This window comes from Mesorhizobium sp. (genome assembly GCF_965229135.1).
Classification (GTDB): Bacteria; Pseudomonadota; Alphaproteobacteria; order Rhizobiales; family Rhizobiaceae; genus Mesorhizobium.
The window spans coordinates 4,753,339-4,778,970 of sequence record NZ_OZ245860.1 but is presented as its reverse complement, the minus strand read 5'-3'; the positions used below and the strand labels follow the sequence as shown (position 1 = coordinate 4,778,970).

Sequence of the window (25,632 nt, the reverse complement as noted above, 5' to 3'; positions counted from 1 at the left end):
CCCGGAGGGCGCTGTAGCACTTTGATGTGTGCATGACCGGTCATCAGGATAGATCTCGGTTTCGGCTCATGCGCCAAGGGAGGAGCGATTGGTTTCGGCTGCGCGTATCAGGATGCTCGTTCGCCGCGCACCGATTCTGATTGCGGCCGTCATTCTGCTCGCCATCGGATCGCTAGGCGCATTCCATGCACCGGCCATGGCACAAGACCAGCCAAGCCACGGCTGGTCGCTGCGCGACCTGCTGTTTCCACGCAGAAGCGAACGGGTCGAGCCGCCGGCCGAGCTACAGCCCAAGCCCAGGCCGAAAGTAAAAAAGGCCCGGCCGCCGCAAGAGCCGGCCGCGCCCGAAACGCCGGTCGTCGAGAAGGCGCCGGATGCCCGCGTCGTGCTGGTGGTCGGCGATTTCATGGCCTCCGGTCTCGCCGAAGGTCTCGATACGGCATTCGCCGACAATGCCGGGGTCAGGATCGTGTCCCGCAGCAACGGCTCGTCCGGCTTCGTGCGTGACGACTTCTACGACTGGCCCAAGCAGATCAAGTCGCTGATCGAGACCGAAAAGCCCGCCGCCGTGGTCGTCATGCTGGGTTCAAACGACCGCCAGCAGATGCGCGTCGGCGATGTGCGCGAGCAACCCCGATCCGAGAACTGGAACAAGGAATACGAACGCCGGACCAACGCGTTCGGCGAAGCCATCGCCTCGACCAAGGTGCCCTTCCTGTGGGTCGGCATGCCATCGTTCCGGGTTCCCAAGATGACCTCGGACATGCTGGCTTTCAACGACATCTACCACTCGTCCGCCGAAAGCCATGGCGGCGAGTTCGTCGATGTCTGGGAAGGGTTCGTCGACGAGAACGGCGCCTTCGTCACCAGCGGGCCCGATATCAACGGCCAGCCGGTGCGGCTGCGCGCCGATGACGGCATCAACGTCTCGAAGGCGGGAAAGCGCAAGCTGGCCTTCTATACCGAAAAGCCGCTGATGAAGATCCTTGGCTTGACCACGCCGGGCGCGGTCACGGTCTCCGCCCCGGCTGGCGCTCCGGTCGAGGCGCCGACGCCCGCGCCGGTGCCTGTCATCGTCGATCGCACCGTACCCATGCTGCTCAACGATCCCGCGCTCGATGGCGGCTCCGAACTGCTTGGCGCCGCACCTCCGGCCAAGGCCGATGCGAACTTGCCCGGCGAAAAGCTCGTCATCACCGGCAAGTCGTCCGAAGCCTCCCCCGGCCGCGCCGATGATTTCTCCTGGCCACAGCCCAAGGCATCGCCAGCGACTGCGGCGGCCGCCGCCAGCACGACAACGCCAGCTATTCCCTGAAGCATCCGGGCGGAAGCACCTGGATGCCTCAAGGAATGACGCCTCTGGACCACTTGGGATCGGAAAGCTTGTCAGGAGGCAAGCTTGTCAGGCAGGCAGGGCGCCCGCTCCATTGCCACGAGACAGGGTTTCGGTCAGGAATGAAAGCAGCGGCTGCACGATGCGCGCCTCCACCGTCTCCTCGCCGATCACCACGATCTCGGTCATCGGCAGCACCGGCCACAGTTCGGACGGCGGGATGATCCGCAGCCCCTCCTGGACGAAGGATCGTCCGAGCACCGTGACGCCGAAACCTCCCGCCACGGCCGCGCGCGCGCCGTTCAGGCTGTTCACCGTGCAGGTCACGCCCCAGTCGCGCCGTATCGAATCGAGCGCACGGATCGCGACGCCGCGATAGGTGCAAGGCGTTGGCAGAAGCACCAGCTGGACAGGTTCGGCCGATTGATGGTCATAGCCGGCCGAAGCGATCCACACCAAGGGCTCACGCCAGATGACGCGGCCGCGCTGGGCACGGCCATCCTTCTTGGCGATCACCACATCCAGCCCCTCATCCTCGTAGGCGGCCAGCAAATGGCAACTCAGGCCGGTCATCAGCTCGAGCCGCACGGCAGGGCAAAGCGCCGCGAATCTTGCCAGCAGCGCCGGCAGATGATGCGGAACGAAGTCCTCCGATATCCCGATGCGCAGGCGCTTGACGTCGACCGGCTCGACAAGGGTGCGCACCGCGATGTCGTTGAATTCCAGCATGCGGCGCGCCGCCGACAGCAACCGTTCGCCTTCCCCGGTGAGAACCAGCGAACGGCTCGTGCGGTTGAACAGCGGGCACCCCAGCAGTTCCTCGAGGCGGATGATCTTCTGGCTGACCGCCGATTGCGACCTGCCGACCACGTCGGCGGCGGCCGTGAAGCTGCCGGTCTCCGCCACCGTGGTGAACGCGCGCAGGAGGTCGATTTCCAGGTCGGGATACCGCATCTGGCTTCCTCTGATGCCGAATGCCCGACTCTTAGCTAGAAACGTTCCCGATCGATACCATAAGATTTATGCGTTTCCGTTGAGCCAGCCGAAGCGGCAGAGTTCGCGCATGGTCTACACGGGTCGGGAATATTGAATGCGTGCAATGGTGCTGAGGGCTTTCGGCGGGCCTGGGAATTTCGAGCTGGCCGATATCGTCGTGCCGCGCCCGGGCCCTGGAGACGTGCTGGTGCGCGTGCACGCCAGCGCGCTCAATCCGGTTGACGCGCGCATCCGTAACGGACTGCCGATCGGCCCAGCCTTGCCTGCTGTTCTCGGCGCGGATCTCTCCGGAACGGTCGAAGCCGTTGGAGATGACGTTGCCGGCCTGTCTCCGGGAGACGAGGTCCATGGCTGCGCCGGCGGCGTGCGAGGGTTGGGCGGCAGCTTCGCCGACTACATAGCGGCCGATGCCCGTCTGCTCGCCCGAAAGCCCAGCCGTCTTTCGATGCGCGAAGCCGCCGCCATGCCGCTGGTATCGATCACCGCCTGGAACTGCATGACGAGAGCGGATGTACGCGCCGGCGACCATGTCCTGGTGCATGCGGGCTGCGGCGGCGTCGGCCATGTCGCCGTGCAGCTGGCAAAGGCGCGGGGCGCGCGCGTCACCACCACGGTCTCCTCATCCGAAAAAGCTGCGATCGCACAGGAGCTCGGCGCCGATCACACGGTTCTGTACGGTCAGGAGAGCGTCGCTGACTATGTCCACCGCCTGACCGCTGGCCGTGGTTTCGACGTCGTGATCGACACGGTGGGCGGGGCAAATCTCGACCGCTCCTTCCAGGCGGCGGCGATTGGCGGCCGCATCGCCGCGACCGCCGCGCGCAGCACGCACGATTTATCGCCCCTGCATGCCAAGGCGCTGTCGCTGCATGTCGTGTTCATGCTCATCCCCCTGCTTGAAAATGTCGGCCGGGAAGATCACGGGCACATCATGCGGGAAATTGCCGCGCTGGCGCAGATGGGCAAAGTGCGCCCTCTTGTCGATCACGCCCGCTTCGGGCTGGAGCAGCTTCCCGACGCCTTCCGTCATCTCGAGAGCGGACGAGCACTAGGGAAAGTGGTTGTGGATCTGATGTGAGGCTGACGATGGCGATACCGAGTGCATTGACGGAACTGGACATCCGCCACGCGGCCGAAGCGATCCTGCGCGCCGAGCGCGAGGGCGAGGCCATGCCGCCGCTCAGTGGCCAGCATTCCGGGCTCAGCCTCGACGACGCCTATCGCGTCCAGGACCTGCTGACGCGCATGCGCCAACAGCAAGGCATCGCTCTCGCAGGCTACAAGATCGGCCTGACCTGGCTGACGACGCAGATTGCCTGCGATCTCGACGCGCCGATCCACGGCCGGATCCTGAGCCATGCCGTCCACCAGAGCGGCGCGAGTCTCTCCGCGAAGCGCCTGGTAAAGCCGCATGTCGAGGTCGAGCTCGCCTTCATCATCGGTCGTGATATCGACCAACCGATCGATAACATCGATGAGATCCTCGCCGCGACGGATGCGATCGTGCCCGCGCTGGAACTTGTCGATCACCGGATGGCGCCGCCCCGCATCGTGGCGGATACGGTGGCGGACAATTCGGCCTTCGCCGGCGTGATCCTGGCGCAGCAGCGCTTCCGCCCTGATGAAATCGACAGCCGCTGGGTGGGCGCCACCCTGTCACGCAATGGCATCGTGGAAGAAACCGGCTTGTCGGTCATCGGCATGGGTCACCCCGCCACCTGCGTGGCCTGGCTTGCCAACACGCTGCTCAAGCGCGGCGACCATCTGGCCGAGGGCGATGTCGTCATGTCGGGCGCCTTCGCGAGAGCCTTGCCCGTCGCAAGCGGGGATGTCTTCACCGCCGATTTCAACCAGTACGGCACACTGGATGTCTCGTTCACGTGAGCGGCGCCCCCGCGCCGGCCTTCACGAAATGCGATTTTGAGAATCCGACGACTTGGTCGGTCATGGGAGAAGTATGGATGAACACCTGCAATAGCTCCGAAAAGCCGGTGCCGGCGCCCGTCACGCAGATGGCCGCCATGGTCCGGGAAAACAGGATGGACCGGCGCGAATTCCTCGCCATGGCCAGCATCATGGGCATCAGCGCGGCAGGCGCCTATGGCCTCATCGGCCTGGCCGCGCCCGTGCAGGCGCAAGCGGAAGAACCGAAGAAGGGCGGCGTCATCAAGATCGCCATGCCGGTCAAGGAACTCAAGGACCCCCGCACCTTCGACTGGGGCGAGATGGGCAATCTGGGACGCCAGTTCCTTGAATGCTTTGTCGAATACACGCCCGATTTCACCTTCGAGCCGCGACTGCTCGAAAGCTGGGACGTCAATGCCGACGCGACCGAATATGTCCTGCATCTGCGCAAGGGCGTGAAGTGGAACAATGGCGACGACTTCACCGCCGAGGACGCACTGTTCAATCTCAACCGCTGGTGCGACAAGAAGGCACCGGGCAATTCCATGGCGGGCCGCCTGGCCGCGCTTGTCGATCCGGCAACCGGCAAGGTGCGCGAAGGCGCCATCGCCAAGGTCGACGATCACACGATCAAGCTGAAGCTTTCCAAGTCGGACATTTCATTGATCGCCAACTTCGCGGACTTTCCGGCATTCCTGGTGCACCGCAGCTATGAGGACACCGGCTCCGATCTGGTGAAGCATCCCATAGGCACCGGCCCCTTCGAACTGGTCTCGCATGAGACATCGGTGAAGGCCGTCTATAAAAGGCGCGAACAGCACCCGTGGTGGGGCGGCGAAACCTACCTCGACGGCGTCGAGTTCATCGATTACGGCACTGATCCCAATGCCATCTCCAGCGCCTTTGAGTCAGGCGAGATCCATGGCAATTTCGAAACGACCGGCAACCAGGTCGACCTTCTGGACAGCATGGGCCTGCAACGCAGCGAGACCCCAACGGCGGCGACGGCCTGTGCGCGCTTCAACGTCAAGAACAAGCCCTATGACGACCAGCGCGTGCGCCGGGCCCTGCAACTGGCCGTCGACAATGCGGCGGTTCTGACCTTGGCTTACAGCGATCGTGGCACTCCGGCCGAAAACCATCACGTCGCGCCGATCCATCCGGAATATTTCGCCTTGCCGAAAGTGGCGCGCGACATCGAAAAGGCAAAGGCGTTGCTGGCCGAGGCCGGCCAGCAGGACTACGAACACGACCTGATCAGTGACGACGACGAGTGGCACAAGGACACGGCCGACGCGATCGCCGGCCAGTTGCGCGAGGCCGGCATCAAGATCAAACGGACCGTCCTGCCGACGAGCACTTTCTGGAACGACTGGACGAAGTATCCCTTCTCGCTCACCGGCTGGACCATGCGGCCACTCGGTGTCCAGATCCTGGCTTTGGCCTATCGCTCGGGCGAAGCGTGGAACGAAACCGGTTTCTCGAACCCCGAATTCGACGCCAAGCTGAACGACGCCCTGTCCATCGCCGATGTCGAAAAGCGCCGCGACGTCATGCGGGAGATTGAAAAGATCCTGCAGGACTCCGCGGTGATCATCCAGCCTTACTGGCGCAAGATCTATACGCACTCGGCAAAGGCGGTGAAGAACCGCCGCGCCCACCCGCTCGACCAGGTATTCCTCGAGAAAGTCTGGCTCGACGTCTGATCATCTCGGCGAGCGAACCTGTCGCTTCAACGCGGCAGGACGCTCGTCCCCATCAGAGCCTCGTCGATCGAACGCGCGGCCTGGCGGCCTTCGCGGATCGCCCAGACGACCAGCGACTGGCCGCGGCGCACGTCGCCCGCCGCATAGAGCTTGTCGACGCTGGTCCTGTAGTCGCGGTCATTGGCCGCGACATTCTTCGAGCGGCGGCTGTCGGTGGTGATCGTCATCTGGCCGTCCAGCTCCGATACCACGCCTGCGGCCGCCGGACCGGCAAAGCCGATGGCGATGAAGGCGAGGTCTGCGCGGATGACGAACTCCGTGCCGGGAATCGGCTTGCGCTTTTCATCGACCTCGCAGCACTTCACGCCGGTCAGTTGGCCTTCCTCGCCGATGAACTCCAGCGTCGCCACCTGGAACTCGCGTTCGGCGCCCTCCGCCTGCGACGAGGAGGTGCGCATCTTGGTCGCCCAATAGGGCCAGACCGAAAGCTTGTCTTCCTTCTCCGGCGGCTGCGGACGGATGTCGAGTTGGGTGACGCGCACCGCGCCCTGACGGAAGGCTGTGCCGACGCAGTCGGAAGCCGTGTCGCCACCGCCGACGACGACGACATGCTGCCCGCCGGCGATGATCGGGTGCGACGGCCAAGCCACGGACTGGATCGGCTCCCCGCCAACGCGCTTGTTCTGCTGCACCAGATAGGGCATGGCGTCATAGACGCCGCCGAGATCGTCGCCGGGAATGTTGGCTGGCCGCGGGGTTTCAGAGCCGCCGCAATAGAGCACGGCATCATGTTCGGCGAGCAGTTCGGCAACAGGCTTGTCGACGCCGACATTGACGCCGCAATGGAAGGTCACGCCTTCGCCCTGCATCTGTTCGATGCGCCGATCGATATAGTGCTTCTCGATCTTGAAGTCGGGAATGCCGTAGCGCATCAGGCCGCCAGGCCGGCTCTCGCGCTCATAGACATGGACGTCGTGGCCGGCGCGGCCCAATTGCTGGGCAGCAGCCATGCCGGCGGGCCCGGAGCCTATGACGGCGACCCGCTTTCCCGTCTTCTTCTCCGGCGGATAGGGCCGGATATGGCCGGTCTCGTAGGCCTTGTCGGCGATCGCCTGCTCGACGGTCTTGATCGCGACCGGAATGTCCTCGAGGTTCAACGTGCAGGCTTCCTCGCACGGCGCGGGGCAGATGCGGCCGGTGAACTCAGGGAAGTTGTTGGTCGAATGCAGGTTGCGGATCGCATTGTCCCAGTCGCCATTATAGACGAGGTCGTTCCAGTCCGGGATCTGGTTGTGGATCGGGCAGCCGGTCGGCCCATGGCAGAACGGAATGCCGCAATCCATGCAGCGCGCCGCCTGTTTCTCGACCTCCTTGTCCGACATCGGCAGCGTGAACTCACGGAAATGCCGGATGCGGTCGGAGGCAGGCTGGTACTTGTGCACCTGCCGGTCAATTTCGAGAAAGCCTGTTACCTTGCCCATAGTCCAGTTCCTGCTGTCCAGATGGTACGGTTTTCGCCGCACCCGTTAACCTCTTGAGGCCGCCATGGCAACCTTGCGCCCGAGGTCAAACTGTCGATGAAGGTGGGCCGGGAAGCCTGGGCTCCCCGGCAATTCTCATGAGCCTATTCGGCTGCGACGCCCATGCGCATGCGTTCCATCTCGATCAGCGCGCGGCGGTATTCGACCGGCATGATCTTGCGGAATTTCGGCCGGAATGTCGTCCAGTCGTCGAGGATCTCGCGGCCGCGCACGGAACCCGTGTAGTGGACGTGGTTCGAGATCAGCTGGTAGAGCCGCTCCTCGTCATGGCTGGTCATGTCGCCTGACACATCGACGCGACCCTTGTGGTCGAGGTCACCGCCATGGTGCAGCAGCCTCTCCATCAGATCGTCTTCTTCCGGAACCGGTTCCAGCTCGACCATAGCCATGTTGCAGCGCTCGGCGAAATCGCCGGCCTCGTCCAGCACATAGGCGACGCCGCCCGACATGCCCGCGGCGAAGTTGCGGCCGGTCTGGCCGATGACGACGACGATGCCGCCGGTCATGTACTCGCAACCATGGTCGCCGACGCCTTCGACGACGGCGGCCACGCCCGAATTGCGCACGGCGAAGCGCTCGCCGGCCACGCCGGCGAAATAGGCCTCGCCCTCGGTCGCGCCATAGAGCACCGTATTGCCGACGATGATGGAGTCGGCCGCGACGATCTTGGCCTCTACCGGCGGCCGGATGACGATGCGGCCACCCGACAGGCCCTTGCCGACATAGTCGTTGCCGGCACCGACGAGTTCGAACGAGATGCCGCGCGCCAGGAAGGCGCCGAAGGACTGGCCGGCCGTGCCGGTCAGCTTCACCTGGATCGTGTCCTCGCGCAGGCCCTTGTGCTTGAAGCGCTTGGCAACTTCGCCGGACAGCATCGCGCCGGTCGAGCGGTCGACATTGCGGATATCCACCTCGATCTTGACCGGCTGCTTGTTCTCCAGCGCGGGCTTGGCCAGTTCGATCAGCTTGCGGTCGAGCACATCGTCGATCGGGTGCTTCTGCCGTTCGGTCCAGTGCACCGATTCATGCGGCGCATCGGGCTTATGGAACATCTTCGAGAAATCGAGGCCCTGCGCCTTCCAGTGATGGATCAGCTCGCGCTTTTCCAGAAGGTCGGTGTCGCCGATGATCTCATCGATATGGGTGAAGCCCATTTCGGCGAGCAGGCCCCTCACCTCTTCCGCCACGTAGAAGAAGAAGTTGATGACATGCTCGGGCGTGCCCTTGAAGCGCTTGCGCAGCACCGGGTCCTGCGTCGCGACGCCGACCGGGCAAGTGTTGAGATGGCACTTGCGCATCATGATGCAGCCGGCCGCGATCAGCGGCGCGGTGGAGAAGCCGAACTCGTCGGCGCCGAGCAGCGCGCCTATGATGACGTCGCGGCCCGTGCGCAAGCCGCCATCGACCTGCAGCGCCACGCGTGAACGCAGGCCGTTCAGCACCAGCGTCTGGTGCGTCTCGGCCAGGCCCATTTCCCACGGGCTGCCGGCATGCTTGAGCGAAGTCAGCGGCGAAGCGCCGGTGCCGCCATCGTAGCCCGAGATGGTGATGTGGTCGGCGCGCGCCTTGGCGACGCCGGCCGCGACCGTGCCGACACCCACTTCGGACACCAGCTTGACCGACACGTCGGCCGCCGGATTGACGTTCTTCAAATCGTAGATCAGCTGCGCCAGATCCTCGATCGAATAGATATCGTGATGCGGAGGCGGCGAGATCAGGCCGACGCCCGGGGTAGAATGCCGGACCTTGGCGATGGTCGCGTCGACCTTGTGGCCGGGCAGTTGCCCGCCCTCGCCGGGCTTGGCGCCCTGCGCCACCTTGATCTGCATGACATCGGAATTGACGAGGTATTCGGCGGTCACGCCAAAACGTCCCGAGGCGACCTGCTTGATCGCCGAGCGTTCCGGGTTCTTGCCGCCGCCGGGCAGCGGCAGGTAGCGGTCTGCCTCTTCGCCGCCCTCGCCGGTGTTGGACTTGCCGCCGATGGCGTTCATGGCGCGCGCCAGCGTGGTGTGCGCCTCCCGCGATATCGAACCGAACGACATGGCGCCAGTCGAGAAGCGCTTGACGATCTCGGCCGCCGGCATGACGTCGTCGAGCGCGACCTTCTTGCGCCCAGTCTCGTCAGCCATCTTGATCTTGAACAGGCCGCGAATAGCCTGGGCGCGCGCCGTCTCGCTGTCGATCTGCGTGGAATAGTCCTTGAACGTATCCCAAGAACCCTGGCGCACGGCATGCTGCAGAGTGGCGACCGCGTCGGGCGACCACATATGCGCCTCGCCGCGCATGCGGAACAGATATTCGCCGCCGACCTCCAGGCTGTTGCGCAGCACCGGGTCGTTGCCGAAACCGTCGGTATGCCGGCTGACGGTTTCGCCCGCGACCTCATCCAGCCCGACGCCTTCGATGAGCGTCGCGGTGCCGGTGAAATACTTCTCCACGAACTCGGACTTCAGCCCGATGGCGTCGAAGATCTGCGCGCCACAATAGGACTGGTAGGTCGAGATGCCCATCTTGGACATGACCTTGAGGATGCCCTTGCCGATCGACTTGATATAGCGCGAGACGACTTCGTAGGCGTCGACCTCTTCCGGCAGCTCACCGCGCTTGTGCATGTCGGTGAGCGTGTCGAAGGCAAGATAGGGGTTGATCGCTTCCGCGCCGTAGCCGGCGAGGCAGCAGAAATGATGCACCTCGCGCGGCTCGCCGGATTCGACCACGAGGCCGACCGATGTGCGCAGGCCCTTGCGGATCAGGTGGTGGTGCACTGCCGCCGTCGCCAGAAGTGCTGGAATGGCGATGCGGTCCGGTCCGAGCTGGCGATCGGAAAGGATAATGATGTTGTAGCCGCCGGCGACCGCTGCTTCCGCCCTTTCGCACAGGCGATCGATGGCCCCCTGCATGCCGGCGGCGCCCTCGCTCGAGGCGTAGGTGATGTCGATCGTCTTGGTGTCGAAGCGGTCTTCCGTATGACCGATAGAGCGGATCTTTTCGAGATCGCCATTGGTCAGGATCGGCTGGCGCACCTCGAGCCGCTTGCGGCGCGAATTGCCGACCAGGTCGAAGATGTTCGGCCGCGGTCCGATGAAGGACACCAGGCTCATCACCAGCTCCTCGCGGATCGGATCTATCGGCGGGTTGGTGACCTGGGCGAAGTTCTGCTTGAAATAGGTGTAGAGCAGCTTCGACCTGTCCGACATCGCGGAGATCGGCGTGTCCGTGCCCATCGATCCCACGGCTTCCTGGCCCGTGGTCGCCATGGGCGACATCAACAGCTTGGTGTCTTCCTGGGTGTAGCCGAACGCCTGCTGCCGGTCGAGCAGGCTGACGTCCCTGCGCAACGCGCGCGGTTCGACCGGCTTCAGGTCTTCCAGGATAAGCTGCGTGTTGGCGAGCCACGTCTTGTAGGGATGCCTGGTCGCGATTTCCGACTTGATCTCCTCGTCGGGGACGATGCGGCCCTTGGCGAGATCGATCAGAAGCATGCGGCCGGGCTGCAGCCGCCACTTCTTGACGATCCTCTCCTCCGGCACTGGCAACACGCCGGCTTCCGACGCCATGATGACGCGATCATCGTCGGTGACGATGTAGCGGGCCGGGCGCAGTCCGTTGCGGTCGAGCGTGGCGCCGATCTGGCGGCCATCGGTGAAGACCACCGCCGCCGGGCCGTCCCATGGCTCCATAAGTGCTGCATGGTATTCGTAGAAGGCCTTGCGGTCGGCATCCATGAGCTTGTTGCCGGCCCAGGCTTCCGGGATCAGCATCATCATGGCGTGGCTCAGGCTGTAGCCGCCCTGGAACAGGAACTCGAGCGCGTTGTCGAAACACGCGGTGTCGGACTGGCCCTCGTAGGAGATCGGCCAGAGCTTCGAGATGTTGTTGCCGAACAGTTCGGAATCGACGGAGGCCTGGCGCGCCGCCATCCAGTTGTTGTTGCCGCGCACCGTGTTGATCTCGCCATTGTGCGCGACCATGCGGTAGGGATGCGCCAGCTTCCATGACGGGAAGGTGTTGGTCGAGAAGCGCTGGTGGACGAGGATCAGCGCGGTCTCAAAACGCGGGTCCTTGAGGTCCTTGTAATAGGCGCCGACCTGATAGGCCAGGAACATGCCCTTGTAGACGATGGTGCGCGCCGACAGCGACACGCAATAGGCGCCGATATCCTTGTTGTCGTTTTCGGCATAGATGCGGCCCGACACGACCTTGCGCAGCAGATAGAGTCTGGCCTCGTACTCCTCGTCATCGGGAATATCGGCCGTGCGGCCGATGAAGACCTGCCGGTGGAAGGGTTCGGACGCGACGATGTCGGGCGCCTTCGACAGCGAAGAGTTATCGACGGGCACGTCGCGGAAGCCAAGGAGCGGCAGCCCTTCCGACTGCGCCGATTCGGCGATGATGTCCTCGATATGGGCGCGAAGTGCCGCGTCCTGGGGCATGAACCAGTGGCCGACGCCATATTGGCCGGCTGGCGGCAGGTCGATGCCCTGGCCCGCCATCTCCTCGCGGAAGAACTGGTCGGGAATCTGCACCAGAACGCCCGCGCCATCGCCGACCAGCGGGTCGGCGCCGACGGCGCCGCGATGGGTCAGGTTCTCGAGCACGGCAAGGCCGTCCTCGACGATCTGATGCGACTTCACGCCCTTCATGTTGACGATGAAACCGACGCCGCACGCGTCATGCTCGTTGCGCGGATCGTAAAGGCCCTGCGCGGCAAAGCCGTTGGTGGTTTGGCCAATCTTGGTCAGGGACGTATTTTTGACGGTAGCCGCTTTCGTCTGCGCGGCCTGGCCGTTCGTCGCAGAGAGCGTCAAATCCGTCATTGTCGTGTCCTCCATTCCAGCCCTTCGGGCGCTGGTCTGCCCCGGCAAGCCCTTGGCTCACCCCGATCCTTGCGGCACGTCTTGCGAAATCCTTGCCGAACCAGACGGTTTTCCGCATGGTTCGAATTCATGCAGGCCAGCGTCGCCTGTCCACCTGTCGCTCGCGGCAACAGCCGGAGTGGCCCAAATCATACGCCAATCCAGCCTGTTTTGTGCGACAAAATAAGACAGCACTACTGTCCTAAATTTTTATGACAGAAATCCTGGGTGCACACAAGACCGATTCACAAAAATCTTGGGCCGCCAACGACAGAAAATTACGTGAAGTGGAGAGAAAACGTAAGCTTAAGTCGCCTGCCATGCGTCCGAGGCGTTCGCTGGCTTTAACGGTTTTCCCGCCTCTGGCTCTTGCGATCGGCCGGCAAAACCGGGCAAGCTCATGCCGATTTCCCCAACATAGGCAGATGCATGTTTTTCGCTTCCGACAATTGGGCAGGCGCCCACCCCAGTATTGCCGCCGGCCTGTCGGCCAACGCCGGCGGCTTCTCGACCGCCTATGGCGATGGCTCTCTTGACCAGGCCGTCTACCAGCGGTTCAGCGAGTTGTTCGAACGCGAGGTCGCGGTGTTCTTCGTGGCGACCGGCACCGCCGCCAATTCGCTCTCGCTGGCCACCTACAACAAGCCTGGCGGCATTGCCTTCGCTCATCGCGAATCGCATGTCATCGAGGACGAATGCGGCGCGCCGGAATATCTCATGGGCGGCTCTCGGCTGCATGCGATCGACGGCGCGCTGGGCAAGATCGATCCGCACAACCTGGAAAGGATCGTCGGCCGCTTCGCCCCCGAGGTCGTCCATTGGGGGCGGCCGATGGCTGTCTCGATCACCCAGTCGACCGAAGTCGGCACGGTCTACACGCTTGACGACATCGATGCCATCGCATCGATCGCCAGGCATCACAAGCTGCCGCTGCACATGGACGGCGCGCGTTTCGCCAATGCCCTGGTGGCGCTCGAAACAACGCCTGCCGAGATGACCTGGAAGCGCGGCGTCGACATTGTCTCCTTCGGCGGCACGAAAAACGGATGCTGGTGCGCCGAGGCCGTCGTGCTGTTCGATCTCGACCGGGCCAAGGAACTGGCTTTCCTGCGCAAGCGCGCCGCGCAGCTGTTTTCCAAATCGCGCTTCATCGCCGCGCAGTTCGAGGCCTATTTCAAGGACGGGCTGTGGTTGGAAACGGCCCGCCATGCCAACGCCATGGCCGCGCGCCTGGCGGCGGCGATCGAGGATTCCGCCTCGGCGCGGCTGGCCTGGCTGCCCCAGGCCAACGAGGTCTTCGCCGTCATGAAGAAGGCCGAAGCAGAGCGGCTGCAGGCCGGTGGCGCCGCCTTCTATGACTGGCACAGGCCGCATGGTTTCGACGGTCATGTCGGCGAGGACGAGACGCTCTACCGTTTCGTCACCAGTTTCGCCACGACTGATGAAAGCATCGCCCAGTTCGAGGCATTGCTAGGGGCGGGATCGCAAGGATGATTGCTCTCATTTCGAGCATCACGCGCTAGGCAAAAACGGCCGCGACAGCAGCTCAAGCCCAAGCAGGATCAGGAACACCAGGAACCAGCGGCGGAAGGTCTCCGGACTGATCCGCTGCCGCAGAAGCTGGCCCATCCACATGCCAAGCAAGGCCGGCACGACCGCCAGCGACGACATGGCGATATGTTCGATCTGGAAGGCGCCGTTCGACGCCAGGCCGGCCGCGAGCGCGATGGTCGACACGGTGAAGGAAAGGCCGAGCGCCTGGATCAGGTCATCCCTGCCCAGGCCCAGCGCCTGGATGTAGGGAACCGCCGGAACGACGAAGACGCCGGTGCCTCCGGTCACAAGACCCGTGATCAGCCCGACGACAGGTGACGACCAGCGCTCGGCCGGCGCCGGAATGGTCAGCTGACGCGCCAGCAAGGTGTAGACGGCATAGATGATCAGGGCGGCGCCGAGACCGGCGGTCGTCCATTTGACGTTGCCGCTGGCCAACAGCCACGACCCGGCTAGCGTACCGAACAGGATGCCGATCATCATCAGCCACAGCCGCCGCAGGATCGGCGCGAAACTCGGTCCGGCGAACAATTGCCAGATGTTGGTGACGAAGGATGGCACGACCAGCAACGACGCGGCGGCGACCGGCGGCATGATGGTGCCCAGCATGCCCATGGCCAGCGTCGGCAACCCCATGCCGGTGATACCTTTTACCATACCGGCCAGCAGGAAGGTGATGGCGACCGTGCCCGTCAGCACCCAGGAAAAATCAGACATGCCGTTAACTCGTTTGCGCGAACAGGCAGCATGGGGCGGCGAGGCTTGCCGACAAAGGGCCAGTGCGGTTGCTCACGGGCGTCCAGACACGCAACGAAATGCGGGACAACAAAAAGCGGCGCCTTTCGGCGCCGCTTCGTCTCGGGAGGAGACGGGTTGTTGGGTTCGAGACCGTGCGATTACGCGGCGGTCTTGGCCTCGATCTGCTTGGCCTTCTCCGAAGACGCCGTAATGGCGATCTTGCGGGGCTTCAGCTCCTCGGGAATGTTGCGCTTGAGATCGACGAAGAGCAGGCCATTTTTCAGCGAGGCGCCGACGACGTCGACGTGATCGGCAAGCTGGAAACGACGCTCGAAGGCCCTGGAGGCAATGCCGCGATAGAGCAGTTCGGAACCTTCGCCGGTGCCCTCGTCCTTGCGCTCACCCTTGACGGTCAGCACGTTGCGATGAGCCTCGATCGAGATCTCGTCGTCCGAGAAACCGGCGACAGCCATCGAAATCCGATAGGAATCCTCACCCGTGCGCTCGATGTTGTAGGGCGGGTAGGTCTGCGCGCCACCATCGGGCTGCGCAAGCGAATCGAGCATGGTGAACAGGCGGTCGAAGCCGACGGTCGAACGATAAAGCGGGGAAAAATCAACGTGACGCATAGGGTGTTCTCCTGTTGAGCAACATGGTTTGCGTATGGCCGGTGCGAAACCCGTGGGCGGCGTTCCGGATGACCAGCGGCCCCGACATTGGCGACCGCATCCGACATTTGGGGAGCGCCCAAGAGCATTTCAAGATTTCGTGTTTCGAAGAAATGACGGGCGATCCCGGTCTCGATGAACGCCAGATGAACCGGCGCGTCGGCGCCCGTTCAGACTGGCGACGCTACAGTACACCCAGGTTCAAGGACAGGCGGCGCCCGACAAGGTGCCGCGACGAGGCCGAACCGGGTGTAACGTCCCTTCCTCCCGGATCGACAGAGACCGGAAGCACGCCAATGGCGGCTTCCGGCCTTGCTCGTTGCCCTGGCGTGCCCGGAGCCCGCCCGCCTCGAAATCCTTTGCTTTTGGCGAATGGGCGTCTATCACCATGCCGATGCCTCGCAATGTGGCTCGACACCAAAAAACGAAGCCCGAATGACGGACCTCTTCCACGAAACTCCAGGCAACCCGACGCCGGACAATGCCAGCGGCGGCTTCTTCACCACGCGTGACGGCAAGAAGATCCGTTATGGCCTTTTTGCAGCCACGGGCCGTCCGATGAAGGGTACGGTGGTGCTCCTGGGCGGCCGCAACGAATGCATCGAGAAGTATTTCGAGACCATCCGCAACCTGGCCGACCGGGGTCTTGGCGTGGCCACCCTCGACTGGCGCGGCCAGGGCGGCTCCGACCGCATGATCCGCGACCGCCAGCGTGGCTATGTCAAGAGTTTCCGCGACTACACCAGAGACCTCGAGCAGTTTTTCGAGGAGGTCGTGCTGCCCGATTGTCGGGGGCCGTACTACATACTGGCCCATTCAGCGGGGGCCGTCATCGCGCTGCTTGCCGCGCCATCGATGGTGAACCGGGTGCGGCGCATGGTGCTGATCGCGCCGTTCCTCACCTTGCCGGACCTTCCTGTCTCCATAACCACAGTGCGCCGCGTCTGCTCATTCTTCTGCTGCCTCGGGCTGGGGAGACTCTACGCCGCATGGGGGCCGCGCAAGCGGCTGCCGCCCCCTTTCGCCACCAACAAGGTGACCACCGACCCGGCGCGGTTCGCCCGCAATACGGAGATCTATAGGACCTATCCGCAGCTGGCGCTTGGCGGCCCGACGATCCGGTGGCTGAGGGCGGCGGCACAAGCGGCCGAAGCCATCAGCGATCCCGATTACATGGCCAGGATCCAGATACCCTTGCTGGTCATAGCCGCCGGCGCCGACCAGGTCGTTTCTACCAAGGCCGTGGAAGCCTATGCCCGGCATCTGCGTCTCGGCTCGCTGCTGATGATCGATGGCGCACGCCACGAAATCCTGCAGGAAGCCGACATCTATCGCGAGCCGTTCCTGGCGGCCTTCGATGCCTTCATTCCCGGAACCGACGACACCGCCTGAGCATCACGGCTTGCCGGTGACAACCTGTTGCCATCCGTCCGCGGGATGCGTGTTCTGCGCGATGATATGGCACTTCTGTCTCGTCGCCTTCCGGCACGCGGCAAGAGCCTGCTTTCGCGCGTCGTCGAGGGACCGCGCGCCATAGTGCCAATAGACGCCCCTGGCTGTCTCCGGCATTGCCATGGCTTTTTCGGCATCATTCTCCAGGTAGAGCTCGGCACTGGCGCGATCGGCTGGCCCAAGCCGAGAGAGGATCGGTGTCAACGCCGCGTCGTCCATCGCGGGAAGATGGTTGCGTCGCAGGAACGCGTCTATTCGCGCGGCCATCAGCGGACTGGCCTTCTGCTTGAAAAGCCTATGTCCATTCGAGCCAAAGGGCGCGAGTGCCACGAAATCAGCCTGCCCGCCCCGGGAGCGGTAGGCGGTCACCATTCGCCCGGCGAGATCCGGTCCGAAATACGGATCGTTCGCGGCGTAGAACCAGAGCGTGGGCGTGGGATTGTCCTTGCCGAAACGCGCCATGTTTCGGATCAGATCCGCCTTGAACAGGGCACAGCCGGGAGTGGGAACGCCGACCTTGTCATAGTGATAGACCCCGCCGGAGATGTTGATAGCCGCCGTCAATGGCCGACCCCGGCGCGACCCCAGATCCAGGATCGATGCGCCGCCAATCGATATGCCGACGCCCAGGGCGACCGATCGATCGACGTCGGGTCGTTTCCGAAGCGCCGTCAACGCCGCCGCGAGCTCGTCGCCATGCGCATCGAGAAACATGGCGACGTCGGGCGCGGCGCAGCTGCCGGCCCGGTTCATGAATTTTCCGCTGGAGTTGCCATAGCCCGGCCACACGATCGACGCGGCAAGGAAGCCGCGATGAGCGAAGTCATGCGCCATGTGCGCCAGCCATTCGGGGTGCATTTTCGAGGGAGATGCCGCGGCGGAACCGTTGACGATCAGAGCTATGGGAAACTTGGTCCCGGACACCGGGCGCACGATCAGCGTTTCGAGCTTCTCATCATGAGACCCGACATGGATCGGCAACAAAAGCCGTTCTTCGCGAACCTCGGTGTCGGCAAAACCGGGCCGCGCGCAAAGCACGAGCCCGAGGCAAAGCACAAGAAAGAGCCGGCTCAAGCGCATGACATCACTCGTACGGGCAGAACGCCTGTCCTTGGCCAACGCGGGCTTTCGTCACCGATTGCGCTTCAGCCGCGCAGCGCCGCCATCGCCGCCGCGTGAAGCTCCGGCGTCGCCGCTGCCACGACATCGCCGCCGTTCTCCGCCGGTCCGCCATCGAAAGTGGTGACGACGCCACCGGCCTTTTCGATGATCGGTATCAGCGCGACGATGTCATAGGGCTTCAATCCGGGATCGGCGACGATGTCGACGCCTCCTGCGGCGACCATGGCGAAGGCGTAGCAATCCGTGCCGTAGCGAGCGAGTTGCACCTGTTTTTCAAACGCATCGTAGCGTTCGCGCGCCTCGCCCTTGAACAAGGCCGGCGTGGTGGTGAACAAGGTTGCATCGGCGAGCTTCGTGGTCTTGCGGGTCTCAAGCTTGCGCGGCCCGCCAGGCCCCTCATAGTGGGAACCCGAGGCGTTGGCATAGAAGAGTTCGCCGGTGAAAGGCTGCGACATCATGCCGGCAACGGCGTCCCCGTCCACCGTCAGCCCTACCAGCGTTCCCCATACTGGCAGACCGGAGATGAAGGCGCGCGTGCCGTCGATCGGATCGATCACCCAGACGTGCCTGCTGTTGATGTTTTCGCTGCCATGCTCCTCGCCGAGGATGCCATGGTCTGGATACTCGGCCGATATCAGCGCGCGGATGACCCGCTCGGCCTCGCGGTCAGCCTCGGTCACCGGGTCGAAACTGCCCTTTTCCTTGTTGGCCACAGCGCCTTGGGCGCGGAAACGCGGCAAGGTCTCTGCCGCCGCTGCATGCGCGATGCGCCGCATGAAATCGATGCTGATATCCAACTGATTCTCCCGCGTGGCGGCATGCCCGAGGCATCCGTTTGCCGCTAGTTTTCAGCCAAGACAAGGGGATGCGGAGATTTTTGAGCGCCCGCGGCGTTGCACAAATGTCACGCCAGCGTCATCGAAGTGCCATTTCCACATCAGAGTGAATTAAAAAAGCCTGAAGCTCGCTTGACATTTGTGCAGCGCACAATACGCTCATCCTCGGACAGGTTTTCCTGTCCATGCCCTCCTTGGGCGTTTCCTCCCTAGACTTCGACCGTATCGTGAAAACGATGCGGTCTTTTTTTACGACGTCGCGTCGAGAGGTCCCCGCTGTCACTCCGCGGCCAGCGGCAGGTCGACAAAATGATGGTCGGGCATCGCCATGAGATCGGCTGAGAACCGTGTCAGGTCATCGGCGAGCGCATCGAAACCAGCCGATTTCTGGAATGTCCGCTCGTTCATGTAGAGCCCGCGATTGACCTCGATCTGCAGCGCGTGGAGATGACGCGCCGGGCGGCCATAATGCTCGGTGATGAAGCCCCCGGCATAGGGCTTGTTGTGGGCGACGGTGTAGCCCATGGCGGTGAGCAGACCGATTGCCGTCTCCGTCAGTGCCGCCGTCGCCGATATGCCGAAGCGGTCGCCGATGATGAAGTCCGGCCGCAGGCCGCTGTCGCCGACCCGGATGCTCGCCGGCATCGAATGGCAGTCGATCAGCACGGCATAGCCGAACCGGGCATGCGTTCGCGTCAGAAGCCGCTTCAGCGTCTCGTGATAGGGCTTGTAGACGGCTTCGATGCGAGCGACGGCCTCCGCCAGCGGCAAGCGGCCTGCGTAGATGTCCAGCCCCTCCCCAACCAGCTTGGGCACGGTGCCCAGCCCACCGGCCACGCGCGCCGAGCGGATATTGCAGAAGGATGGTACCGGTTCGGCGAACATGCGCGGGTCGAGTTCCCACGGCTCGCGATTGACGTCGAGATAGGCGCGCGGAAAATGCGCCGCCAGCATCGGCGCGCCGAGCGCGACGGCGCCGCCGAACAATTCGTCGACGTAGCAGTCCTCGGAGCGGCGGATGGCGTTGCGATCCAGTCTCGCCATGGCCAGGAACCGCTCCGGATAGTAGCGGCCGCTATGCGGTGAATTGAAGAGGAAGGGAACGCGCTGTTCGGCGCCCGATCGGACTTCGAAGGGGGCAACGACCGAAAAATCCTCGGCTGCCGTGTTCACTTTGAACGAACCCGAAAACACCAGTGCATCATCGATTGAAAGTGCCACCTTGGCGGTCGCATGTCCAGCTTTTCGGCACGCCGGCCCCCCAAGGTCACGCGTTTGCGTCCGGTTGCCAAACCGGGCTCCGGCTCTTTCGATCCACGCATCGTGATTTGCGGCGACACCGCTGGTTTTCAGGCTGATAACCCAGCCAAACGCCGATTGCGCGTCTTGACGTTCACTTGATGTTTACCGTCACCGCCTCATATACAGGATGGTTAACGGGCTGGCCCAACGGCAGTCTCGGGCGGGTGATTCGGACGGGATATGATGGCACGCATTCTTCTGGCGGAAGACGACGACGATATGCGTCGGTTCCTCGTCAAGGCGCTGGAACGCGCCGGCTACCACGTCAGCGATTTCGACAATGGCGCCAGCGCCTATGAGCGGTTGCGCGAGGAACCTTTCTCGCTGCTCCTGACCGATATCGTCATGCCGGAAATGGACGGCATCGAGCTTGCCCGCCGCGCAACCGAAATCGATCCAGACCTCAAGGTCATGTTCATCACCGGCTTCGCGGCCGTTGCGCTGAACCCGGACTCCAAGGCACCGAAGGACGCCAAGGTCCTCTCCAAGCCCTTCCACCTGCGCGATCTCGTCAACGAGGTCGAAAAGATGCTGCAAGCCGCCTGACGCAGTTCCGGCCACCTTTCGGGGTGGTCATCCACAATGCTGTGGCATGCATCTTTCTTTCGCTTTTCCGGCTATTGACGTGCCGGATCAAAAGTGGTGTATGCGCGGCGTCGGATGGGCGTGTAGCTCAGCGGGAGAGCACTGCATTGACATTGCAGGGGTCACAGGTTCAATCCCTGTCACGCCCACCATCCAGACCCTTCCTTCAATGCAAGCGTCAGCTCAAAACGGGCTGAGTTGTCGAAGCTTCCATATAGTCTTGGCCCAAAAGCCCTTCTCCGGTTTTCTGCCCAACCTTACCCAGCGTTTGATTTTCCTGAACATCGGGTTTGCTGGCTGTGATTCCACCAACCGGGCCGCCATCGCGCCCGCCCGCCTGGGCTCTCCCGATTCGCGAAGAAGATAGGCTGAACATGCCATGGCGCAGGGGTGGCCGGCCTGTGCCGAGGCAAGGAAAAGTCCGAAATCCCTCGACATGGCATTTTTGCCGTCCCAAACCCTCTCGGTGAGAACCCGCATCGCCGGCAGGGGGATCTTGGCGCGAGCCCGGAACTGACGGCTCATCAGCGATTTGAGCACCGCTTCACCCGAGGGAAAATCGCCCTCGCGAAAATAGGCAGCCACGATCTTCAGCGCATAGATATCGTTCTCCGGATCGAGTGCGAGTGCGCGCTCCAGGATTTCCCTTGCTCGCGCAGGGCTGATTGTGTCCTCCAGGTTCAGGAAGGCGGATTGATAGCCGAAGGCGGCCTCGAGGCGATGATAGTCGCGCTCGTGGGCTTTCAATTCCGCAAGGACAATCTCCGCCGCCCTGGCTTTGCTGAACAGCGCTTCGGAATTCAGGTGAGGAATATCGCCCATGACGGATGCCACGGCCGCAAAGATGCTGCTTCCCGCATGAATCCGCTGGCAGCGCGCCATCACCGCCATTTCAAAGAAATCCCTGAGCGTTCGATCCTCGAATTCGCCGGCCCCCAGATCGCTGATCAGCAAGGCGCCAGTTCGGGCCCTTAGATACTCCAGGGTTTCACGGTCCTGGCCGATGAGCAGGGTGTTCAAACCCCTGGCCGAAAGCTCCGAGACGATTGCCCCGGCAAGAGCGGACGGGATCACCTTGTCGGCGAAAATCATTTTCGTCCGGTAGCTGCCATGAACGATATCGCCGCTGCGAAGATGCAGCGCCGCCATCGGGCCGGGGAAACGCACCTCGCGAGCGGCGTTGATCGCGTCGGTCACATTGCTTGAGAAACCAAAGCCGCGCAGCGCCTCCGATCGGCGAACCGTTTTCGGCCCATCCGCGCGAAATGATTTCAGGACGTCGAAATCGTCGCAGATCCAGCCTTCGAGATTCCTCTCTCGTGCAGTCGTCTCGAGACTGCGCGGCGTGAAAATAGTCTGGCCGAGAACGCCGAAACGCGAGGCGTCGACCTTTTCACCCAGCCAATACTGCTCGATGAAAGCGTCCGAGAATATCTTCCTGACCACATCGACAATGTGAAACGTGTTGTCCTGGATGGCCTCTTCGCTCCAGGTGAAGCCGAAACGGCACCCGAGCCAGTCGGCCAGCGCTTTTGCATTGGCCATCGCCAGCAGGCGCCCACCCAATCCGTCGATTCTGGTCGCGGCAATCAGCATCGACGGATCCCAATCCGCCCTGAGGCGGACATCGCCTTTTTCGATGTGCGGGAGAAACCAGGCATAGGTTTGGTACCAGGCATCAGGCTTCCACCACTAGATGCGGTCCCTTCCGGCCGCAAGGCACGCCTAAAGCCAAGGGCTGAGGAACGGCCTGATTTCCCGCCAGATTCGTTTAGGACCAGCCTTAGGCACATTCTGATGAATGTAGCTCTCGGATTTATGCGTAAGACGCTTTAGACCGTGATTGCGCATGTAGGCATCGACGCGCTTTTCGAATGGCTCGTCAGCGTAGGCCGGATACCGCTCGGACGCGAGGTTCCGCTCTCCGTAGACCGGCGCGCGAAATACCGACATCTTTCCCAAAAAGCATTGGTCGGAGAAGCCATAGCCGACGAAAAAATCGCCAATCTGCCCCAGGCTTTCCTTTTCCGCTTTCTCGAATCGGTCATTCCAGCAGGGATTTGCGATGACCAGATCGGCGCTGCTCTCCATCAGGGCCAGGGCGGGAGCGATCCAGTGGTGGCGGCGCTTGGGGAAGGAGTCGCCCATGTAGTAGAGCAGATAGGCAGCACTGCTGACGTAAATCGCGACGAGTTCACTGATCGAGTAGAGATAGCCGCGACCAAAGGATGCCTTGTCGATCTGGAAAAATTCCAGCGCGGCCGCCGCGTGGTCTTCCGCGAAGAGATATTCGTCGATGTCCCCGCGATCGATTGCTGCCTTTGCGGCTGTTTCGACGACGCCGGGCTCGCTGACATTGTTGATGATGAGGCGGCGGATCGAAAATGGGTGGGAGCATCGCTCGACGACAGTGCGCAGGTACTTTTCTCCCAGCACCATCCGCCAGTCATTTTCATAGCAGTTCGTCGTAAAGTCTGTAGCGGGAGCCATCTAGCACGTTCTGCAAAGCGCGTTTCTGGGTGGTGGGATAACGAATGCGCCCGCCTTGATAATCGAAGAGGATGACCTTCGTGCGGCATGATTCTTCGGCGCATGCCGGCCGGCGGCCGGTCACGCAATTTTGACTTGCCCGCAACACTCATGACCAAAGCGCGCGAAGTCGGCCAAGGCGCCATCCTGCCTTCGCCAGCCTGCCGGATTCCGGTTTCTTGCCCATTGCGACCCGCTGCCTGATTTTCCTGAAAATCGGATTTCGAGGCTCCATCTTCACCAAATCCGCTGCCATCGCCATCGCCGATGTCCTGTCATCGAGTACTTCGACGAGGATATAGGCCGAACACGCCATCGCGTAGGGGTGCCCGGCTCTCGCCGCAGCGAAGAAGACATCGAAGTCATTGGCCATCGCCCTATAGCCGCCGAGCCGGGTGGTCAGCATATCCATCATTGGCAACGGAAGGCTGGAGCGGTGCTGTGACTGGCGTGTCATCAATGATTTCAGGATCGCCTCGCCAGCGGCGTAATCCCCTTCGCGGAAGCAGGCCGCGGCCATTTTCAGATCATAGCCATCGTTTTCCGGATCGAGCGCATGAGCCTTTCCAAGCAGCTCCCGCGCCCGTGCCGGACTGATCTCGCCCTCCAGCGATTGGAAGGCCCAGCGGTAGCCAAAAGCCGCCTCGAGCCGATGGTAGTCGGACTGGTGAGCCCGCAATTCATCCGTGATGATGTCCGCCGCCCGGAACCTGCTGAACAAGGCGTCGGTTGCGAGGCAAGGTTTGTCTCCCATCAGGGATGCTATCGTTGCATAAATGCTGCCGCCGGCGTGGATCTGTTGGCACCTTGCCATCAGCGCCAGCTCAAAGAATGCCTTGAGGGTCTCGTCCCTGAATTCGCCGGCCCCGAAATCACTGGTGCGCGATGCCCCGGTCTCGGCCTTGAGATAGTCAAGCGTGGCATGATCCTGGCCGACGAGCAGCGTTGTCAGGCCCTTCGAGGAAAGTTCCGCTATGATCGCCTTGGCAAGGACCGAGGGGATCACCTTGTCGGCAAAAACCAGTCTTCTGCGATTCTGGCCGTGGACGATGTCGCCGCTGCGAAGATGCAGTGCCGCCATCGGCCCCGGAAAGCGGCATTTGTCGGCCGCGTCCAGCGCCTTTCGAACGGCTGGAGAGAAACCTAAACCCCGTAGTGTTTCGGATCGTCCGACAGGTTCGGCATGGTCGTCGTGGAAAAAATCGAGGACATCGAAGTCGTCGCAAATCCAGCCGCGCAACCGTCCCTGCCCTGCCACTGCGCCAAGGTCGGATGGCGTGAATTCCTTGCCGCCAAGAACGCCAAATCGGGCCCTTGCGATCTTCTCGCCCAGCCAATGCTTTTCGATGAAGTCGGCGCTGAATATCTTCCCGACCACGTCGACGGTATGGGATCCCTCGTCGAGAATGGTCCTGCTGTTCCAGGTGAAGCCGAAACGATAGCCGAGCCTGTCGGCCAGCGCCTTTGCGTTGGCGATCGCCAGCAGGCGGCCACCAAGTCCATCTTTCCGGTTGGCGACGATCAACATCCCTGGTCACGCGGCCCCTAGCCGAACATCCCCTCTTTCGATGTGCTGGAGAAACCAGGCATAGGTCTGTTCCAATCCGCCCTGGAGCGAATATCTGGGGCGCCAGCCGGTCGAAAACAGCCTGGATACGTCCAGCAGCTTGCGCGGCGTTCCGTCTGGTTTCGTCGTGTCGAAGATGACCTCGACATCGGCGCCGGCCACGGATGCGACCGTGCGGGCGAGTTCCGCGATGGTGATATCCTCGCCAGACCCGACATTGACGTGGCTGTCGCCGGAATAGTTCCGCAACAGCCAGACAAGGGCATCGGCGGCATCGTCGACATGCAGGAACTCGCGCATCGGCGTGCCCGAGCCCCAGACAGTCAGCGACCTGTCGCCTTGGCGTTTGGCCTCATGCGCCTTTCGCATCAGCGCGGGCACGACATGACTCGAACTGAGATCGAAATTGTCGCCGGGGCCGTAGAGATTGGTCGGCATCGCCGAGATGTAGTCGACGCCATGTTGGCGCCGGTAGGCCTGGCACAGTTTCAGCCCGGCGATCTTGGCGATCGCGTACCATTCGTTGGTTGGCTCGAGCGGGCCGGTCAGCAGCGCATCCTCGGAAATCGGCTGTGCCGCGAATTTCGGATAGATGCAGGATGAGCCGAGAAACATCAGCCTGCCCACCTCGCAGCGAAAGGCGCTTTCGATGACATTGGTCTGCATGACCAGGTTTTCCTGGAGAAAATCGACCGGAAACCTGTCGTTTGCCAGGATGCCGCCGACCTTGGCGGCTGCCATGACCACCGCATCGGGCCTGCGGTCGGCCATCCAGCGACGCACGCCGGCCTGGTCGAGAAGGTCGAGTTCGCAACGCGATGCGGTCAGGATCTCGCAATCCTCGTCCGCCAGCCTGCGCACGATTGCCGAGCCGACCATGCCGCGATGCCCGGCCACGAACACACGCTTGCCATGAAGCTCGAACCCACTGCCCATGGA

At 62.8% G+C, this 25,632-nt stretch carries 19 protein-coding genes and 1 tRNA gene; 8 read left to right on the top strand and 12 right to left on the bottom strand.

Annotated features, from left to right (window positions below; all coding sequences use genetic code 11):
* Positions 1–88 precede the first annotated feature (88 nt).
* On the top strand, positions 89–1,315 hold the full coding sequence (locus tag ACO07C_RS22845; RefSeq protein WP_421916424.1) for a DUF459 domain-containing protein: 1,227 nt from the start codon (positions 89–91) through the stop codon (positions 1,313–1,315).
* Positions 1,316–1,402: 87 nt separating this feature from the next.
* On the opposite strand, the gene ACO07C_RS22840 is transcribed toward ACO07C_RS22845, so the two are convergent.
* The gene (locus ACO07C_RS22840; RefSeq protein WP_421916423.1) at positions 1,403–2,287 is read right to left on the bottom strand and encodes a LysR substrate-binding domain-containing protein; all 885 of its coding nucleotides are present in this window, start codon (positions 2,285–2,287) and stop codon (positions 1,403–1,405) included.
* Positions 2,288–2,423: 136 nt separating this feature from the next.
* Between ACO07C_RS22840 and ACO07C_RS22835 the strand changes: the two genes are divergently transcribed.
* The 3 genes from ACO07C_RS22835 to ACO07C_RS22825 all read left to right on the top strand — a co-directional run bounded on the left by ACO07C_RS22835 (position 2,424) and on the right by ACO07C_RS22825 (position 5,940).
* Positions 2,424–3,407 (top strand): zinc-dependent alcohol dehydrogenase family protein, encoded by a 984-nt coding sequence (locus ACO07C_RS22835; protein WP_421916422.1) that lies wholly within the window; start codon positions 2,424–2,426, stop codon positions 3,405–3,407.
* An 8-nt stretch (positions 3,408–3,415) separates the two neighbouring features.
* A complete protein-coding gene (locus ACO07C_RS22830; RefSeq protein ID WP_421916421.1) occupies positions 3,416–4,213 on the top strand; it encodes a 2-keto-4-pentenoate hydratase in 798 nt (265 codons plus the stop codon).
* Between the two features lie 77 nt (positions 4,214–4,290).
* Entirely contained in the window at positions 4,291–5,940 is a 1,650-nt protein-coding gene (locus ACO07C_RS22825; protein ID WP_421916420.1) for an ABC transporter substrate-binding protein, read from the top strand.
* Positions 5,941–5,966: 26 nt separating this feature from the next.
* Here the strand turns inward: ACO07C_RS22825 and ACO07C_RS22820 are convergent, their stop codons facing one another.
* Together ACO07C_RS22820 and gltB are read right to left on the bottom strand one after the other, a co-directional pair.
* Complete coding sequence (locus tag ACO07C_RS22820) at positions 5,967–7,421, bottom strand: glutamate synthase subunit beta (protein WP_421916419.1); 1,455 nt, start codon at positions 7,419–7,421, stop codon at positions 5,967–5,969.
* A 143-nt stretch (positions 7,422–7,564) separates the two neighbouring features.
* Positions 7,565–12,301, bottom strand: coding sequence for a glutamate synthase large subunit (gene gltB / locus ACO07C_RS22815; RefSeq protein WP_421916418.1), 4,737 nt, complete (start codon positions 12,299–12,301; stop codon positions 7,565–7,567).
* Positions 12,302–12,769: 468 nt separating this feature from the next.
* On the opposite strand from gltB, the gene ACO07C_RS22810 reads away from it, so the two are divergent.
* Complete coding sequence (locus ACO07C_RS22810) at positions 12,770–13,834, top strand: threonine aldolase family protein (RefSeq protein WP_421916417.1); 1,065 nt, start codon at positions 12,770–12,772, stop codon at positions 13,832–13,834.
* An 18-nt stretch (positions 13,835–13,852) separates the two neighbouring features.
* On the opposite strand, the gene ACO07C_RS22805 is transcribed toward ACO07C_RS22810, so the two are convergent.
* Both ACO07C_RS22805 and ACO07C_RS22800 read right to left on the bottom strand, forming a co-directional pair.
* Positions 13,853–14,611: a sulfite exporter TauE/SafE family protein gene (locus tag ACO07C_RS22805; RefSeq protein WP_421916416.1), complete on the bottom strand. Its 759-nt coding sequence runs from the start codon at positions 14,609–14,611 to the stop codon at positions 13,853–13,855.
* A 179-nt stretch (positions 14,612–14,790) separates the two neighbouring features.
* Positions 14,791–15,261 carry an Hsp20 family protein gene (locus tag ACO07C_RS22800; RefSeq protein WP_354462495.1) on the bottom strand — a complete coding sequence of 157 codons (471 nt, stop codon included), beginning with the start codon at positions 15,259–15,261 and terminating at the stop codon, positions 14,791–14,793.
* 474 nt (positions 15,262–15,735) lie between these two features.
* Here ACO07C_RS22800 and ACO07C_RS22795 point away from each other — a divergent pair, with 474 nt between their 5' ends.
* Positions 15,736–16,692, top strand: a complete 957-nt coding sequence (locus ACO07C_RS22795; protein WP_421916415.1) for an alpha/beta fold hydrolase — start codon at positions 15,736–15,738, stop codon at positions 16,690–16,692.
* 3 nt (positions 16,693–16,695) lie between these two features.
* On the opposite strand, the gene ACO07C_RS22790 is transcribed toward ACO07C_RS22795, so the two are convergent.
* The 3 genes from ACO07C_RS22790 to ACO07C_RS22780 form a co-directional block, all read right to left on the bottom strand.
* Entirely contained in the window at positions 16,696–17,832 is a 1,137-nt protein-coding gene (locus ACO07C_RS22790) for a hypothetical protein (RefSeq protein ID WP_421916414.1), read from the bottom strand.
* 65 nt (positions 17,833–17,897) lie between these two features.
* Positions 17,898–18,671 carry a histidinol-phosphatase gene (gene hisN / locus ACO07C_RS22785; RefSeq protein ID WP_421916413.1) on the bottom strand — a complete coding sequence of 258 codons (774 nt, stop codon included), beginning with the start codon at positions 18,669–18,671 and terminating at the stop codon, positions 17,898–17,900.
* A gap of 318 nt (positions 18,672–18,989) precedes the next feature.
* The gene (locus ACO07C_RS22780; RefSeq protein ID WP_421916412.1) at positions 18,990–19,931 is read right to left on the bottom strand and encodes an N-formylglutamate amidohydrolase; all 942 of its coding nucleotides are present in this window, start codon (positions 19,929–19,931) and stop codon (positions 18,990–18,992) included.
* Between the two features lie 264 nt (positions 19,932–20,195).
* Between ACO07C_RS22780 and cpdR the strand changes: the two genes are divergently transcribed.
* Together cpdR and ACO07C_RS22770 are read left to right on the top strand one after the other, a co-directional pair.
* Positions 20,196–20,558 carry a cell cycle two-component system response regulator CpdR gene (gene cpdR, locus ACO07C_RS22775; protein ID WP_023671195.1) on the top strand — a complete coding sequence of 121 codons (363 nt, stop codon included), beginning with the start codon at positions 20,196–20,198 and terminating at the stop codon, positions 20,556–20,558.
* Positions 20,559–20,674: 116 nt separating this feature from the next.
* A tRNA-Val gene (locus ACO07C_RS22770) sits at positions 20,675–20,749 on the top strand.
* Between the two features lie 31 nt (positions 20,750–20,780).
* Here ACO07C_RS22770 and ACO07C_RS22765 read toward each other — a convergent pair.
* The 4 genes from ACO07C_RS22765 to fcl all read right to left on the bottom strand — a co-directional run bounded on the left by ACO07C_RS22765 (position 20,781) and on the right by fcl (position 25,629).
* Entirely contained in the window at positions 20,781–22,193 is a 1,413-nt protein-coding gene (locus ACO07C_RS22765; protein WP_421916411.1) for a hypothetical protein, read from the bottom strand.
* Between the two features lie 129 nt (positions 22,194–22,322).
* Positions 22,323–23,087 (bottom strand): hypothetical protein, encoded by a 765-nt coding sequence (locus ACO07C_RS22760; protein ID WP_421916410.1) that lies wholly within the window; start codon positions 23,085–23,087, stop codon positions 22,323–22,325.
* 148 nt (positions 23,088–23,235) lie between these two features.
* On the bottom strand, positions 23,236–24,654 hold the full coding sequence (locus ACO07C_RS22755; protein ID WP_421916409.1) for a hypothetical protein: 1,419 nt from the start codon (positions 24,652–24,654) through the stop codon (positions 23,236–23,238).
* A gap of 6 nt (positions 24,655–24,660) precedes the next feature.
* Positions 24,661–25,629 (bottom strand): GDP-L-fucose synthase, encoded by a 969-nt coding sequence (fcl, locus tag ACO07C_RS22750; RefSeq protein WP_421916408.1) that lies wholly within the window; start codon positions 25,627–25,629, stop codon positions 24,661–24,663.
* Positions 25,630–25,632: the final 3 nt, after the last annotated feature.

Bases quoted from the DNA above. Each gene is read 5' to 3' on its own strand.
- ACO07C_RS22840 (WP_421916423.1), bottom strand. From the start codon at position 2,287: ATGCGGTATCCCGACCTGGAAATCGACCTCCTGCGCGCGTTCACCACG.
- ACO07C_RS22835 (WP_421916422.1), top strand. From the start codon at position 2,424: ATGCGTGCAATGGTGCTGAGGGCTTTCGGCGGGCCTGGGAATTTCGAG.
- ACO07C_RS22830 (WP_421916421.1), top strand. From the start codon at position 3,416: ATGGCGATACCGAGTGCATTGACGGAACTGGACATCCGCCACGCGGCC.
- ACO07C_RS22825 (WP_421916420.1), top strand. From the start codon at position 4,291: ATGAACACCTGCAATAGCTCCGAAAAGCCGGTGCCGGCGCCCGTCACG.
- ACO07C_RS22820 (WP_421916419.1), bottom strand. From the start codon at position 7,421: ATGGGCAAGGTAACAGGCTTTCTCGAAATTGACCGGCAGGTGCACAAG.
- gltB (WP_421916418.1), bottom strand. From the start codon at position 12,301: ATGACGGATTTGACGCTCTCTGCGACGAACGGCCAGGCCGCGCAGACG.
- ACO07C_RS22810 (WP_421916417.1), top strand. From the start codon at position 12,770: ATGTTTTTCGCTTCCGACAATTGGGCAGGCGCCCACCCCAGTATTGCC.
- ACO07C_RS22805 (WP_421916416.1), bottom strand. From the start codon at position 14,611: ATGTCTGATTTTTCCTGGGTGCTGACGGGCACGGTCGCCATCACCTTC.
- ACO07C_RS22800 (WP_354462495.1), bottom strand. From the start codon at position 15,261: ATGCGTCACGTTGATTTTTCCCCGCTTTATCGTTCGACCGTCGGCTTC.
- ACO07C_RS22795 (WP_421916415.1), top strand. From the start codon at position 15,736: ATGACGGACCTCTTCCACGAAACTCCAGGCAACCCGACGCCGGACAAT.
- ACO07C_RS22790 (WP_421916414.1), bottom strand. From the start codon at position 17,832: ATGCGCTTGAGCCGGCTCTTTCTTGTGCTTTGCCTCGGGCTCGTGCTT.
- cpdR (WP_023671195.1), top strand. From the start codon at position 20,196: ATGGCACGCATTCTTCTGGCGGAAGACGACGACGATATGCGTCGGTTC.
- ACO07C_RS22765 (WP_421916411.1), bottom strand. From the start codon at position 22,193: ATGCTGATTGCCGCGACCAGAATCGACGGATTGGGTGGGCGCCTGCTG.
- ACO07C_RS22760 (WP_421916410.1), bottom strand. From the start codon at position 23,087: ATGGCTCCCGCTACAGACTTTACGACGAACTGCTATGAAAATGACTGG.
- ACO07C_RS22755 (WP_421916409.1), bottom strand. From the start codon at position 24,654: ATGTTGATCGTCGCCAACCGGAAAGATGGACTTGGTGGCCGCCTGCTG.
- fcl (WP_421916408.1), bottom strand. From the start codon at position 25,629: ATGGGCAGTGGGTTCGAGCTTCATGGCAAGCGTGTGTTCGTGGCCGGG.